The sequence below is a fragment of the Aliihoeflea sp. 2WW genome, from assembly GCF_000497755.1.
Taxonomy (GTDB): domain Bacteria; phylum Pseudomonadota; class Alphaproteobacteria; order Rhizobiales; family Rhizobiaceae; genus Aliihoeflea.
The window spans coordinates 71,621-86,640 of sequence record NZ_AYOD01000002.1 but is presented as its reverse complement, the minus strand read 5'-3'; the positions used below and the strand labels follow the sequence as shown (position 1 = coordinate 86,640).

Below are 15,020 nucleotides of genomic sequence, written 5' to 3'. Positions count from 1 at the left end.
CTTGGCCATGCGGCACGCGCAAGGCGGTCGGGTGGTTTGCCAGCACGGATGAAGGTGCTAAACGGCGTCTGCCAACCAAGGAGCGGGACATGGATGCGCGAGCGCTGAAGATCGAAGCGGCACGGGTCGCCCTTTCCCATGTGGAAAACGGAATGAAGCTCGGCATCGGGACGGGCTCGACCGCCGAGGAATTCGTGCGGCTTCTCGCCGTGCGGATTTCGGAGGGGCTGCGGATCATCGGCGTGCCGACATCCGAGCGCACGGCGGAACTCTGCCGCGATCTCGGCGTGCCGCTCGCGACGCTCGACGAGGAACCGGCGCTCGACCTGACCATCGACGGCGCCGACGAGATCGGACCCGGCCTCTCGCTCGTCAAGGGCGGCGGCGGAGCGCTCCTGCGCGAGAAGATCGTGGCCTTCGCCTCGAAGCGGATGATCGTGATTGCCGATTCGTCGAAGGTGGTCGAAACGCTCGGAAAGTTTCCGCTGCCGGTCGAGGTCAATCCGTTCGGCCTCGGCGCGACGCGACTGGCGATCGAGACGGCGGCAAGCCGGCTCGGGCTATCGGGTGCGATCGTGCTCCGCGAACGCAATGACGAGCGTTTCGTCACCGATGGCGGCCATGTCATTCTCGACGCATCTTTTGGCCGTATTCCCGATCCACTGGCACTTTCGGATGCGCTTCACGCGATCCCGGGCGTCGTGGAGCATGGGCTGTTCCTGAACCTTGCCGATCTGGCCGTGGTCGCCGAACCGGATGGCGTGAAGACGATCGACGGCGTATAGGCGTCGTCAGGACGAACGAGCGGCGCGGGCGCGCCGGCAAAGAGGAGACTGAACATGAATTTCAGATATGCGGGCATTGCGCTTGCCGTCGGTGCAGCCATTGCGCTCGGATCTGCCGTTGGCCCGGCCGCTTCGCAGGAGCCGTCCGAAAGCCATCTCGCCGCTGCGCGAGCCGCCGTCGACGCGGTCGGCATGACGGATGAGTTCGACAACATCCTGCCGCAGGCCGCGATGGCGCTTAAGAACGAGCTGACGCAGAAGAACCCGGACCAGGTGAGCCTCATTTCGCGCACGGTCGACGAAAAGGCGATTGCGCTGGCCGCTCGCCGCGGCGATCTGGAGCGCGAGGCCGCCGCTGCCTACGCCCAGTTCTTCTCGGAGGAAGAGCTGGCGACGATCTCGGAGTTCTACTCGTCTCCGACCGGCCAGAAGTTCATCGAGACGCACCCGGAAGTGACCAATCAGGTCTTCCAGGCCGCGAATATCTGGCAGTCGGGCATTGCCCGCGACCTCGCGCGCGATGTGGCCGGCGAACTGCAGGGCCAGGTTGCAGAGCCGCAGGGCGAAGCGGCTCCGGGGGCTGCCCCGGCACCCGCGCAGTCCAACTGAGCGATCTTCATCGCATCGAAAGCCCGGCCATGTGCCGGGCTTTTCTTTTGGGCGATGCGGTCTTAAGTCTTGCCCCGAAACCTAGAAAGGCCGCCGCATGACCCAGTACGACTATGATCTCTTCGTGATCGGCGGCGGATCGGGTGGCGTGCGGGCAGGGCGGGTCGCGGCCTCCCTCGGTAAGCGCGTCGCGATCGCCGAGGAATACCGCTTCGGCGGCACCTGCGTCATTCGCGGCTGCGTGCCGAAGAAGCTGTTCGTCTACGCCTCGCAGTTTCCCGAACATTTCGAGGATGCCGCCGGCTATGGCTGGACCGTCGGCGAGCGCTCCTTCGACTGGAAGACGCTGATCGCCAACAAGGACAAGGAAATCGCGCGGCTGGAAGGGCTCTACCGCAAGGGCCTCGAAAATGCCGGCGCGACGATCATCGAAAGCCGCGCGGTCTTGGAGGATGCGCACACGATCCGGCTGCAGAAGGACGGACGCACGGTGACGGCCGAGACGATCCTGATCGCCACCGGCGGCCATCCGAGCCTTCATCCGGCGCTGCCCGGCCACGAGCACTGCATCACCTCCGACGAGGCGTTTCATCTGGAGGAGTTGCCGAAGGCGATCGTCATCGCGGGTGGCGGCTATATCGGCGTCGAATTCGCCAACATTTTTCACGGCCTCGGCGTCGAGACGACGCTGATCTATCGTGGCAAGGAGATATTGGGGCGCTTCGACAAGGACTTGCGCACGGCTCTTCACGTCGAGATGGAGGCCAAGGGCATCAAGGTCCTGTGCAAGGAGATCTTCACGAAGATCGAGAAGCGCCCGGATGGTAGGCTCGAGGCCCACACCAATGCGGACCGCACGCTGGTCGTCGACCAGGTGATGCTCGCGATCGGCCGCCAGCCCAACACGTCTGGTCTCGGCCTCGACAGAGCGGGTGTGACGACCGGTCCGAAGGGCGAGATCATCGTCGATGACTATTCGCGCACCAATGTCGAGAACATCTATGCCGTCGGCGACGTGACCGACCGCGTGCAATTGACGCCCGTCGCGATCCATGAGGCGATGTGCTTCGTCGATACCGTCTACCGCGGCAAGCCGACGAAGCCGGACCATGAGGCGGTGGCCACCGCCGTCTTCTCGCAGCCCGAACTCGGCACGGTGGGCCTTTCGGAAGAAGATGCGGCGAAGAAGTACGACGAGCTCGAGATCTACAAGGCCACCTTCCGCCCCATGCGACATACACTGTCGGGCCGGATGGAAAAGATGGTGATGAAGCTGATCGTCGATGCCGCCAGCCGCCGCGTCGTCGGCGCGCATGTGCTCGGAGTCGATGCGGGCGAGATGGCACAATTGCTGGGCATCGCCGTCAAGGCGAAGCTGACGAAGGAAGATTTCGACGCGACGATGGCTGTCCATCCGACCGCGGCGGAAGAGCTCGTCACCATGTACCAGCCGAGCTACCGCGTGAAGAACGGCGAACTGATCGCCTGAAGTGGTCGCGCCTTCGGTCATGCGGGTGTAGAATCGCCCGCTCTCGTAGTGTAAGGACGCCGCCACGGGCAGGGTGCATTCCCGGCCCCCAGTCGATATTGAACGGGTGCGACAATGACGAAATGGTCTCCGAATTCCTGGCGTGACAAGCCGATCCAACAGGTTCCTGCCTATCCGGATCTCGCCGCCCTTGCAGAGACCGAAAAGCAGCTTGCCAGCTATCCGCCGCTCGTTTTTGCAGGCGAAGCGCGCAAGTTGAAGAAGCAGCTTGCCGCCGTTTCGGCCGGCGAAGCCTTCATGCTTCAGGGTGGCGATTGCGCCGAAAGCTTCGCCGAGCACGGCGCCGATAACATCCGTGACTTCTTCCGCGTCTTCCTGCAGATGGCGGTGGTGCTGACCTTCGGCGGCGCGCAGCCGGTGGTGAAGGTCGGCCGCATCGCCGGCCAGTTCGCCAAGCCGCGCTCGTCCGACACCGAGACGAAGGATGGCGTGGCGCTGCCGTCCTACCGCGGCGACATCATCAACGGCATCGAGTTCAACGAGGAAGCGCGCACGCCGAACCCGGCGCGCCAGCGCATGGCCTACCGCCAGTCGGCCGCGACGCTGAACCTGCTGCGCGCCTTCGCGCAGGGCGGCTATGCCAGCCTCGAAAACGTCCACAAGTGGATGCTCGGCTTCGTGTCGGACAGCCCGCAATCCGAGCGCTACAAGGCGCTGGCGAACCGCATCACCGAGACGGTCGATTTCATGAATGCCGTCGGCATCACGTCCGAATCGCATGCGGCGCTGCGCGAGACCGACTTCTACACGAGCCACGAGGCGCTGCTTCTGGGCTACGAGGAGGCGATGACGCGCGTCGATTCCACCTCGGGCGACTGGTACGCGACGTCAGGCCACATGATCTGGATCGGCGACCGCACACGTCAGCCGGACCATGCGCATGTCGAATACTGCCGCGGCATCAAGAACCCGCTCGGCCTGAAATGCGGACCGTCGATGACGCCGGACGGGCTGATCAAGCTCATCGACCTGCTCAATCCGGAAAACGAAGCGGGACGCCTGACGCTGATCGCGCGCTTCGGGTCGGAAGCGGTCGGCGACCATCTTCCGAAGCTCATCCGCGCCGTCGAGAAGGAAGGCCGCAAGGTCGTCTGGTCATGCGATCCGATGCACGGCAACACCATCACGGCCGCCGGCTACAAGACGCGGCCCTTCGACCGCATCCTGAAGGAAGTCCAGACCTTCTTCGACGTTCATGCCGCCGAGGGCACGCATGCCGGCGGCATCCATATCGAGATGACTGGCAAGAACGTCACCGAATGCACCGGCGGCGCGCGTGCGGTGCGCGACGAGGATTTGCAGGATCGCTACCACACGCATTGCGACCCGCGTCTCAACGCCGATCAGGCGCTCGAACTCGCCTTCCTGGTGAGCGAGCTTCTGGCCAAGAAGAAGCACGGCCAGGCACCGCGCCAGGCCGTCAACGCCTGAAATCGGCGCAAGCTCATGTGCTCAGGCGGCGACCGCGCTGCCTGAGCCGACGGAGCCTCTAGCGGCTGCCAGCGGCGCGAAGATGCTGATCGCCGCCGGGTGCACCTTGAAGTGGGCCGGCGTCTGCGTGACGATCTCACCATCCGTGTTGACCGGGCGCGGTCGGTCCGTCTTGATGTCGAACTCGACGCAGCGCGCCGTGCGCACCTCGTTCCAGGCGCCGTGGCGGCCCGAGCGGAACGAGCGCAGCATCAAAGCGAGCTTCCAGACATTGGAGAGTTCGAGGCTGTAAAGGTCGAGATGGCCGTCGTCGATCTCGGCGGTTTCCTCGACGACGTTGCCGCCGCCATAGTGCCGGCCATTGCCGACTGCGATCTGGTAGGTCGAGACGCGGATCGTGTCGCCCTTTTCGGTGATCGTCGCCTTGAACGGGCGCACCTTCGTCAGGACGCGGCTCGCCGCGATCGCATAGCCGAGCCGGCCCCAGCGCTTCTTGGTCTGCGGGTCGAGGCTCTGGGCGAGTTCGGTCGAAAGACCGATCGAGGCGACGTTGAAGAAGGCATGGCCGTTGACCGTGCCGACATCGACCTTGCGCGCGTGGCCGTCCGCGATGACGCCAGCCGCTTCGACGAGGTCCATCGGGATGTTGAGCGTGCGGGCGAGATCGTTCGCCGTTCCCATCGGCATGATGCCCATCGGCAGGCCGGACTCCATCACCGCCACCGCTGCCGACGAGACCGTCCCGTCGCCGCCGCAGACGATGACGAGATCGGCCCGTTCGCGCAATCGCACGACGTCGCGCGCGATCTCAGGCAGCGCCTCGAAGGGTTCAACCATCACGTCGAGGCCGCCGGCTTTCAGCCTTTCCAGGACCGGCTCGACAGGCTCGCGCCCGCGGCGCGCATTCGGATTGACGAGGAAAAGGGCGCGCTTGGTCGTTTGCAAGGAGGAGTTCCTTCTCCGGTTCGGGAAGCCTTCGCCAAATAGGAACTGTCATTTGCCATTGCGAGCTTTTCGCTGACGGCGACTGAACAATCCGTCTCTCTTGGCGCAAGAGGCCCACCATGCCTATCTGCGCGACCAAGGAGCGAATCATGGACGAGAATGACCAACTGCCGAATCTCGAGAGCCGTACCGGGTTGCCGGAGGACCTGCGCTATCTCGTCGAGAAATATCCGCGCGATAGCTGGACCGGACATCGCAACGTCCACGGCATGGCGTCGATGTGGCTGCAGCGGCACGACATGTTCCGCGAACTGGGTGGGACACTGACGGGCTCGATCGCCGATTATCGCGAGGGCAGAACCGACGCGCCCGGATTCGCCCGGTTCTTCGCGCCGCGTCTGAATTTCTTCCTCGGCCAGCTCGACGGCCACCACAATATCGAGGACCAGCATTATTTTCCGATCTTCGCGCGCGTCGAGACACGGCTGAAGCGCGGGTTCGACATCCTCGATGCCGATCATCATCTGATCAACGACGCGCTGGAAATGAATGCGGAGACGGCAAACGCCTTTCTGCAGGCGCTGACCGGAGACGCAGACGCCCAGCGCTATGCGGCTGACGCCTATGCCGATCAGAATGCGCGACTCGTCGCCATGCTCGCCCGCCATCTCGACGACGAAGAAGATCTGATCATTCCGCTGATCCTCGAAAAGGGCGACCGGGAACTCGGCGGCTACTGATTGCGCCTGTGCAAAGGCCGCGCTAGACGAACGGCATGAGTGAAACGCCCGACATCCTTCGCATCGCCATCGCGCAGTTGAACCCGACAGTCGGCGACATTGCCGGCAACCTCGCCAAGGCGCGCGAGGCGCGGGCCGATGCTGCGAGGCAGGGCGCGGACCTCGTCCTTTTCACCGAACTCTTCATCGCCGGCTATCCGCCGGAGGATCTCGTCCTGAAGCGCGCTTTCGTCGCCGCCTGCGAGAAGGCGGTTGGCGACCTCGTCGCGGATACGGCGGACGGCGGGCCGGGCATCGTCATCGGCACGCCGCTCGCCCGCAAGAGCGGGCTGCACAATGCGATCGTCGTCGCCGACAAGGGCAAGGTGGTCGCCGAACGCTACAAGCTCGACCTGCCGAACTATGGCGAATTCGACGAAAAGCGCGTGTTTCAGCCGGGGCCGGACATGCCGGGGCCGGTCAATTTCCGCGGCGTGCGGCTCGGCATCCCGATCTGCGAGGACATCTGGGGCGAACTCGGCGTTTGCGAGACGCTGGCGGAAGCCGGCGCCGAATTGCTTCTGGTGCCCAACGGCTCGCCCTACTACCGAGGCAAATCCGACGTGCGCCAGCAGGTCGTGATCCGCGAGGTGATCGAAAGCGGCCTGCCGCTGATCTACGCCAACCAGCTCGGCGGGCAGGATGAGCTGATCTTCGACGGCGCGTCCTTCGCCATCAACGCGGACAAGTCGCTCGCCTTCCAGATGAGCCCCTTCGAGGAAACGCTGGCCGTCACGACGTGGCGGCGCGACGAAGACGATGTGTGGGCCTGCACCGAAGGTCCGCGCGCGATTCTGCCCGAGGCGCAGGAGGCGGACTATCGCGCCTGCATGCTGGGCCTGCGCGACTATGTGAACAAGAACGGCTTCAAGACCGTGGTGCTCGGCCTATCGGGCGGCATCGATTCGGCGATCTGCGCCGCGCTCGCCGTCGATGCGCTCGGCGAGGAGCGCGTCCGCACCATCATGATGCCCTACCGGTACACGTCGAAGGATTCGCTGAAGGACGCCGAGGACTGCGCCCGCGCGCTCGGCTGCCGCTACGATATCGTAGCCATCGCTGAGCCGGTCGAAGGGTTTTCCAATGCGCTCGGCCAGCTCTTCGAGGGCACGGAAGAGGGGATCACCGAGGAAAACCTGCAGAGCCGCGCGCGCGGGGTGATCCTGATGGCGGTGTCGAACAAGTTCGGCGCGATGGTGGTGACCACCGGCAACAAGTCGGAAATGTCGGTCGGCTACGCGACGCTTTACGGCGACATGAATGGCGGCTTCAATCCGATCAAGGACCTCTACAAGATGCAGGTCTACGGCCTGTCGGCGTGGCGCAACACCACCGTCCCGCCCGGCGCGCTCGGGCCCTCGGGCGAGGTGATCCCCCAGAACATCATCGACAAGGCGCCCTCCGCCGAGCTTCGGCCCGATCAGACCGACCAGGATTCGCTGCCGCCCTATCCGGTGCTCGACGACATTCTCGAATGCCTCGTCGAGAACGAGATGGGCGTCGATGAGATCGTGGCGCGAGGACATGACCGCGAACTCGTCCACCGGGTCGAGCATCTCCTGTACATTGCCGAATACAAGCGGCGGCAGGCCGCGCCGGGCGTGAAGATCACGAAAAAGAATTTCGGGCGCGACCGGCGCTATCCGATCACCAACCGCTTTCGCGACCGGAGCTGAGCACGAAATGACCGTTACCGTTCGCTTTGCGCCGTCGCCGACCGGCCATATCCATATCGGCAATGCGCGCACGGCGCTGTTCAACTGGCTCTTCGCCCGAAAGGCCGAGGGTCGGTTCATCCTTCGGTTCGACGACACGGACGTGGCGCGCTCGAAGCAGGAATATGCCGACCAGATCCAGAAGGATCTCTTCTGGCTCGGCATCAAGCCCGACGTGACTGTGCACCAGTCGGCCCGCTTTGCGACCTATGACGCGGCCGTCGAGACGTTGAAGGCGAAGGGCCTGCTCTATCCCTGCTACGAGACGGCGGACGAGCTGGAGCGCAAGCGCAAGCTGCGCCTGACGCGGCGCCTGCCGCCGGTCTATGGCCGCGAAGCGCTGAAGCTGACGGCGGATGAGAAGGCCGCGCTCGAGGCAGAAGGCCGCACGCCGCACTGGCGTTTCCTGCTGCCGAATTTCGAGGCCGACCCGTTCGCGCCGCATCGCACCGAAGTCCACTGGGACGACGTCGTGCGCGGCCCGCAGACGGTCGATCTCGCTTCGATGTCCGATCCGGTGTTGGTGCGCGAGGACGGCACCTATCTCTACACGCTGCCCTCCGTCGCCGACGACATCGAGATGGGCGTGACGCACGTCATCCGCGGTGACGACCACGTCACCAACACCGGCGCTCAGATCGCGCTCTTCAAGGCGCTGGGCGCCGTGCCGCCCGGCTTCGGCCACCACAATCTCCTGACCACGAGCACGGGCGAGGGGCTGTCGAAGCGCACCGGGTCGTTGTCGATCAAGGGCCTTCGCGAAGCCGGCATCGAGCCGCTGGCGATCGCGTCGCTGGCGGTGCTGATCGGCACCTCGGAGAATGTCGCCGCCGTTCACTCGCTTGACGAACTCGCTGACCGTTTCGACCCGGCCGCGACGTCGAAATCGGCGGCCAAGTTCGATCCGGCCGATCTCGACGGGCTCAATCGCGACGTGCTGCACGCCATGCCCTTTGCGACGGCCAAGCCGCGGCTGGCCGAACTCGGCATCGATAGCGACAAGGCAGAGCCATTCTGGCTGGCCGTGCGTGGCAATCTCGACAGATTCGAACAGGCGAAAGAGTGGTGGGCGATCCTGTCGCCGAAGGGCCGGCCTTCCTATGCGGCGGCGGACGAAGACCGTGAATTCTTGGGACAGGCATTCGCCGAACTGCCGGTCGAGCCGTGGGACCAGATGACGTGGAAAATCTGGACCGACCGCGTCAAGCAGGTGACGGGCCGCAAGGGCAGGGCGCTGTTCATGCCGCTTCGGCTGGCACTTACCGGCCGGGAATCCGGCCCGGAGCTCGCAAATCTATTGCCGCTTCTGGGGCGGGAAGAAAGCTTGGCCCGACGACCCTGACTGGCGGCTGGTCGGCAAGGTCGCGCAATTCGGCCTCGATGACCGGCGCGGCGGCGACGGCAGGCCGCTTGTAGCCATCGGCCATGGACGTGCCGATCACGACGAGGCTGCCGTTCGAGATCATGGCACGCGTACGCAACGGCTGGCCCTTGCAACTCGCATCCTGAAATGACGGCGAAACCCGTTGGCAGGCGAATGCCGGCTGCGCGGCGAACGCCATTGCAAGGCAGGCCGCCGACATCGCGAATCGCAATTTCACCGCATGGATCATGCCCGACGCATAGCGCGCTGCGGTTAATCCGCCGTTGCCTCGCTGGCCGTCTGGCTCGCCTCGACGACCGCCAGCGCCGTCATGTTGACGACGCCGCGCGAGGTGACGGACGGCGTCAGGATATGAGCCGGCCGCGACGTTCCCAGCAGGATCGGTCCGACATGAAGCGAATCGGTCATCGCCTTGATCGTATTGAGTGCGATGTTCGCCGCATCGAGGTTCGGGAAGACCAGGAGGTTCGCCTCTCCGGTCAGGCGCGAATGCGGAAAGACGCGGTTGCGCAATGGTTCGGACAGTGCGGAATCGCCGTGCATTTCGCCGTCGGCGATGAGGTCGGGCGCAAGCCGGTGAAGGATTTCGGCAGCCTGGCGCATCTTGAGAGCGCTCGCCGAATCGCGCGAGCCGAAATTGGAATGGGAAAGAAGCGCAGCCTTGGGCTCGATGCCGAAGCGACGAATCTCCGTTGCGGCGAGCATCGTCATTTCTGCGATGTCGTCGGCGCAGGGGTCGACGGTCACATAGGTGTCGGTAAAGAAGGTCACGCCGCGCTGCGAGATCAGCATCGACAGCGCCGAAAGGTCTGCGACCTCCGGCCGTCTGCCGATGATCAGTTCGACGTTGCGAAGATGGCGCTCGAAGCGTCCCTCGAGCCCGCAGATCATCGCATCCGCCTCACCGCGCATCATGGCAAGCGCGGCGATGACCGTGTTGTTGGTGCGTACCATCGTCCGCGCGGCTTCGGTGGTCACGCCGCGGCGGCCGCCAAGCCGGATCAGAAGATCGACATAGTCGCGGTAGCGCGGATCGTCTTCCGGATTGATGATCTCGAAGTCCGTCTGGGGCCTGATCTTGAGGCCGTAGCGCACCAGCCGCGTCTCGATGACGGCTGGACGGCCGATCAGGATCGGCCGGGCGATCTTTTCCTCCAGCACGACCTGCGCGGCGCGCAGGACGCGCTCGTCCTCGCCGTCCGAATAGATGACGCGGTTCGTCGTCGCGTTCCGAGCCGCGGCGAAGACCGGCTTCATCACGAGGCCGGAACGGAAGACGAAACGCGTCAGCCGATCGACATAGACGCCCATGTCCTCGATCGGACGCGTCGCGACCCCGGTTTCCATCGCTGCGCGCGCGACGGCCGGCGCGATGCGCAGGATGAGGCGGGGATCGAAGGGCGAGGGGATGAGGAAGTCGGGGCCGAAGATCGGCGTCTCGCCCGAATAGGCGCGCGCGGCGACATCTGACGGTTCCTCGCGGGCGAGCGCTGCGATGGCGCGCACGGCGGCCATTTTCATCGGCTCGTTGATCGCCGTGGCGCCGACATCGAGCGCGCCGCGGAAGATGTAGGGGAAGCAGAGGACGTTGTTGACCTGGTTCGGAAAATCCGAGCGCCCGGTGCAGATCATCGCGTCGGGACGCGCCGCGCGGGCGAGTTCCGGCATGATTTCCGGCGTCGGATTGGCGAGCGCCAGGATCAGCGGCCGCTCGGCCATATCCGCCAGGAGTTCGGGCTTGAGGACACCGGCGGCCGAAAGGCCGAGGAAGACGTCCGCACCGCCGATGACGTCGGCGAGCGTACGCGCATTGGTGTCCTTGAGATAAGGCTCCTTCCAGCGGTCCATCTCCTCGACGCGGCCCTTGTAGGCGACGCCGTGCCGGTCGGTGATCCAGATGTTGTCGCGGCTGGCGCCGAGCTCGACGAGCAGGTTGAGGCAGGCGAGCGCCGCCGCGCCAGCGCCGGAGGTGACGATCTTCACCTCGCCGATGGCCTTGCCGGCAAGTTCGAGCGCGTTGAGGACGGCGGCGGCGACGATGATGGCCGTGCCGTGCTGGTCGTCGTGAAAGACGGGGATCTTCATCCGCGCCTTCAACTGCTCCTCGACCTCAAAGCATTCAGGTGCCTTGATGTCCTCGAGATTGATGCCGCCGAAGGTCGGCTCGAGCGCGGAGACGGTCTCCACCATGCGCGCGATCTCGGGCGCGTCGATCTCGATGTCGAAGACGTCGATCCCGGCGAACTTCTTGAACAGAACCGCCTTGCCCTCCATCACCGGCTTGGAGGCCAGCGGCCCGATATTGCCGAGCCCGAGCACGGCCGATCCGTTGGAGATGACGGCGACGAGGTTCGAGCGGGCTGTGTAGTCGGCGGCGAGCGCCGGGTTTTCGTGGATGGCAAGGCAGGGCGCGGCGACGCCGGGCGAATAGGCGAGCGCGAGGTCGCGCTGGTTGCCGAGCGGTTTCGTCGCCTGGATTTCGAGCTTACCGGGCGCCGGGTAGCGATGGTAGAAAAGCGCCGCCTCGTCGAGGTCCGCCGGCGGTGCTTTCGTCGTCTCGACATCAATCATGGCTCGCCCATCCTTGCTCGTCTTCTTTTCGTTTTTCGATAGCCCGCGCGGCCGTCGCAAATCGTTCGCTGCCGCCATGCCGAAATCGGCGCCAACCTATCGCCAGCCACCCTCGAAAGACAACCGTCATATGGCTGTGATCTGACTCACGCCATAGAGCGGAAGACGCAATGACGAGGGCAATTCATGACCGCCACGCCGCGCCGCTTCCGCACGCTCTTCATCTCCGACGTGCATCTGGGGTCGAAGCCCGCCAAGGCCGACTACCTGATCGACTTTCTGCGCCATCACGAGGCGGGCCGAATCTACCTCGTGGGCGACATCGTCGATGGTTGGCGCCTGAAGCGCTCCTGGCATTGGCCGCAGGCGCATAACGACGTCGTCCAGAAGCTTCTGCGCCAGGCCCGAAAGGGCTGCCGCATCACCTACATCGCCGGCAATCACGACGAGTTCCTGCGCAATTTCCAGGGAACGCATTTCGGCGGCATCGTCGTTGCCGATCGCGCGATCCACGAGGCCGCGGACGGGCGGCGTTATCTGGTCATCCACGGCGACCAGTTCGATGCCGTCGTCCACAACTATCGCTGGCTCGCCACTCTCGGCGACAAGGCCTACGACGCTGCCATCGTCGTCGGCCGCATCATTGCCCGCCTGCGGCGCCTGGCGAACCTGCCCTACTGGTCCTTCTCGTCCTGGGCGAAGCTGAAGGTCAAGAAGGCGGTGAACTTCATCAGTGCCTTTCAGGAAGTGCTCGCCGAGGAGGCGCGGCGTTCGGGCGTGGACGGCGTGATCTGCGGCCACATCCACCATGCGGTGATCGAGGAGGTGGGCGGCGTGCGCTACGTCAACACCGGCGACTGGGTCGAAAGCTGCACGGCTGTCGCCGAGCATTTCGACGGCACGTTCGAGATCATCCACTGGGCAAGGGCCGGCGAGATCGCAGCGCCGGTCCTCGTCCCCGTCGATGTCGGCGCGGCTGTGGCGAAAGCCGCGTGACCTAGCCCCAGAGCGCCGGATCGGGAGGCGAGACGAGCGAGCCCGTATAGGCAAGGGCCGGCGCGCGGTCTTTGGCAAGCAGAAGCGGTCCGTCGAGGTCGACGTAATCGGCATCCTGCGCCAGCAGCACCGCAGGCGCCATCGCCAGCGACGTTCCCACCATGCAGCCCACCATGACGCCGAAGCCGAGCGAGCGTGCGCGGTCGCGCAGGATGATCGCAGACGTCAGCCCGCCGGTCTTGTCGAGCTTGATGTTGACGGCATCGTAAAGCCCGAGAAGCTGTTCAAGGTCGTCGGGTCCGTGGACGCTCTCATCGGCGCAGATCGGCACCGGGTGAGGGATCGAGCGCAGGATCTCGTCCTTGCCCTGCGGCAGCGGCTGCTCGATGAGCGAGACCTTGAACTCCGCCGCCACGAGCATGTGCTCGCGGATGTTTTCCGGCGTCCAGCCCTCATTGGCGTCGAGGATGATCCGGCTGTTCGGGGCGGAACTCGCAACCGCATGGATGCGCGCGCGGTCGTCCTCCGTCCCGACCTTGACCTTGAGCAAGGGTCGGAACGCGTTGGAGCGCGCCTGCGCCGCCATCTCGTCCGGTGTTCCAAGCGAGATCGTCATGGCGGTGGTCAGGGGACGGGGCGGCATGGCGCAGACGTCCGAATGCGCGCGTCGGCCGCCGATCTTCGATTCGAGGTCCCAGAGCGCGCAGTCGACCGCATTGCGCGCTGCGCCGGCCGGCAAGAGACCGATCATGGCGGTCCGGTCCGCCCCATCGCGTATCGCCGGCATGACCGATTCGATCGCGCCACGAACCTGATCGAGACTTTCACCATATCGTGAATAGGGAACGCATTCACCGCGCCCGGTGTTCTGTCCTTCGGTGATCGTACAGGTGACGACTTCCGCCTCGGTCTTCGAACCCCTTGAAATCCTGAAACTCCCGGCGATCGGGAACCGTTCTATCTCGGCAGAAATGTCACGCCGCATGAGGAATTCTCCAGTGCTGAAATCGCGTCCCGGTTGACAAAGTGACAGCCGAGAAAATCGTGAGTAAGACTTCCGCCATGTTCAGGAAACGTGGATCGGAAGCAAGTCAGGCTTCGGCCGAAAGCAATCTGACGCGCCCCTCCGTCGAGTGGCGGGACGAGGGCGGTCGGCTTGTCGCGATGCTCTCCGGCGACTGGGACACGCAGACCGTCGCCGCCGTCGACGAGCAGATGCGCGAACTGGAAGATCGGCGTTCGGCGCAGCGTCTTTCGATCGACGTGTCGCGCGTCGGCCGCATGGACACCGCCGGCGCCTGGCTGATCGAGCGCCTGGCGCATGCCCATCGCAGCCGCGGGGCCGAGGTCGCCATGTCCGGCCAGACCGAGTCGCTCGGCATCCTGTTCGATGCTGTCGGCGAAGCTCTGCGCAAGCCGGTCGAACCCCGCGCCAACGACCGTACCTCGATCTTCCTGCGCCCCATCGAGGGGCTGGGAAAGGCGATGTACAGCCTTCGCGGCGATTTCCTCGCGTCGATGCACATCCTGGGCGCCACCATCCGCGGCGGCCAGTTGAAACTCGGACGCGGCCATTCGGTGAACCTCGCCGCGATCTTTAACCAGATCGACCGGATGGGCGTCGGCGCCATCCCCGTCGTCGTCCTGATGTCCTTCATCGTCGGCGCCATCGTCGCCCAGCAGGGCGCGTTCCAGCTTCGCTATTTCGGCGCCGAGATCTTCGTCGTCGATCTCGTCGGCATTCTCGTCTTGCGCGAGATGGGCGTGCTGTTGACCGCGATCATGGTCGCCGGTCGCTCCGGCAGCGCCATCACGGCCGAAATCGGCTCGATGAAGATGCGCGAGGAGGTCGATGCGCTGACGGTCATCGGTCTCAATCCGGTCGGCGTCCTCGTCTTTCCGCGACTGGTCGCGCTGGTGATCGCGCTTCCCTGTCTGACGGTACTCGCCAATTTCGCGGCCATCGGCGGCGCGATGACGGTCACCTGGGTCTATTCAGGCATCACGCCGGATGCGTTTCTCGACCGCATGCGCGCGTCGATCGACATCGGCACGATCATGGCCGGCCTGATCAAGGCACCCTTCATGGCGCTGATCATCGGCATCATCGGGTCCGTCGAGGGGATGAAAGTTGGCGGAAGCGCCGAATCGCTGGGACGGCAGGTCACGACCTCGGTCGTGAAGTCGATCTTCGTCGTCATCGTGCTGGATGGCCTGTTCGCCATCTTCTACGCCGCGATCAACTTCTGAGGCCGC

Annotated in this window: 12 protein-coding genes; 9 read left to right on the top strand and 3 right to left on the bottom strand. The window is 64.8% G+C overall.

The window, feature by feature from the left end; genetic code table 11:
• The first annotated feature begins 89 nt into the window (after positions 1–89).
• The 4 genes from rpiA to ALII_RS0102630 all read left to right on the top strand — a co-directional run bounded on the left by rpiA (position 90) and on the right by ALII_RS0102630 (position 4,374).
• Positions 90–785, top strand: a complete 696-nt coding sequence (gene rpiA, locus ALII_RS0102645; RefSeq protein ID WP_024585787.1) for a ribose-5-phosphate isomerase RpiA — start codon at positions 90–92, stop codon at positions 783–785.
• 54 nt (positions 786–839) lie between these two features.
• A complete protein-coding gene (locus ALII_RS0102640) occupies positions 840–1,394 on the top strand; it encodes a DUF2059 domain-containing protein (protein ID WP_024585786.1) in 555 nt (184 codons plus the stop codon).
• Positions 1,395–1,491: 97 nt separating this feature from the next.
• Positions 1,492–2,883, top strand: a complete 1,392-nt coding sequence (gene gor / locus ALII_RS0102635) for a glutathione-disulfide reductase (protein WP_024585785.1) — start codon at positions 1,492–1,494, stop codon at positions 2,881–2,883.
• A gap of 114 nt (positions 2,884–2,997) precedes the next feature.
• Positions 2,998–4,374 (top strand): 3-deoxy-7-phosphoheptulonate synthase class II, encoded by a 1,377-nt coding sequence (locus ALII_RS0102630; protein ID WP_024585784.1) that lies wholly within the window; start codon positions 2,998–3,000, stop codon positions 4,372–4,374.
• Positions 4,375–4,395: 21 nt separating this feature from the next.
• On the opposite strand, the gene ALII_RS0102625 is transcribed toward ALII_RS0102630, so the two are convergent.
• Positions 4,396–5,319, bottom strand: coding sequence for a lipid kinase (locus ALII_RS0102625; protein WP_024585783.1), 924 nt, complete (start codon positions 5,317–5,319; stop codon positions 4,396–4,398).
• 149 nt (positions 5,320–5,468) lie between these two features.
• Between ALII_RS0102625 and ALII_RS0102620 the strand changes: the two genes are divergently transcribed.
• Genes ALII_RS0102620 through gltX form a run of 3 tightly spaced genes read left to right on the top strand, consistent with a single transcriptional unit; the run spans position 5,469 to position 9,155 of the window.
• Positions 5,469–6,059: a hemerythrin domain-containing protein gene (locus ALII_RS0102620; protein ID WP_024585782.1), complete on the top strand. Its 591-nt coding sequence runs from the start codon at positions 5,469–5,471 to the stop codon at positions 6,057–6,059.
• A 35-nt stretch (positions 6,060–6,094) separates the two neighbouring features.
• Positions 6,095–7,774, top strand: a complete 1,680-nt coding sequence (locus ALII_RS0102615) for an NAD+ synthase (protein WP_024585781.1) — start codon at positions 6,095–6,097, stop codon at positions 7,772–7,774.
• Positions 7,775–7,781: 7 nt separating this feature from the next.
• Positions 7,782–9,155, top strand: coding sequence for a glutamate--tRNA ligase (gltX, locus tag ALII_RS0102610; protein WP_024585780.1), 1,374 nt, complete (start codon positions 7,782–7,784; stop codon positions 9,153–9,155).
• 294 nt (positions 9,156–9,449) lie between these two features.
• On the opposite strand, the gene ALII_RS0102600 is transcribed toward gltX, so the two are convergent.
• Entirely contained in the window at positions 9,450–11,768 is a 2,319-nt protein-coding gene (locus ALII_RS0102600; RefSeq protein ID WP_173401388.1) for an NADP-dependent malic enzyme, read from the bottom strand.
• A gap of 186 nt (positions 11,769–11,954) precedes the next feature.
• Between ALII_RS0102600 and ALII_RS0102595 the strand changes: the two genes are divergently transcribed.
• Positions 11,955–12,764 carry a UDP-2,3-diacylglucosamine diphosphatase gene (locus ALII_RS0102595; protein ID WP_024585778.1) on the top strand — a complete coding sequence of 270 codons (810 nt, stop codon included), beginning with the start codon at positions 11,955–11,957 and terminating at the stop codon, positions 12,762–12,764.
• 1 nt (position 12,765) lies between these two features.
• Here the strand turns inward: ALII_RS0102595 and dgcA are convergent, their stop codons facing one another.
• Positions 12,766–13,749 carry an N-acetyl-D-Glu racemase DgcA gene (gene dgcA, locus ALII_RS0102590; RefSeq protein WP_024585777.1) on the bottom strand — a complete coding sequence of 328 codons (984 nt, stop codon included), beginning with the start codon at positions 13,747–13,749 and terminating at the stop codon, positions 12,766–12,768.
• 77 nt (positions 13,750–13,826) lie between these two features.
• Here dgcA and ALII_RS0102585 point away from each other — a divergent pair, with 77 nt between their 5' ends.
• Positions 13,827–15,014: an ABC transporter permease gene (locus ALII_RS0102585; RefSeq protein WP_024585776.1), complete on the top strand. Its 1,188-nt coding sequence runs from the start codon at positions 13,827–13,829 to the stop codon at positions 15,012–15,014.
• The last annotated feature ends 6 nt before the right edge of the window (positions 15,015–15,020 follow it).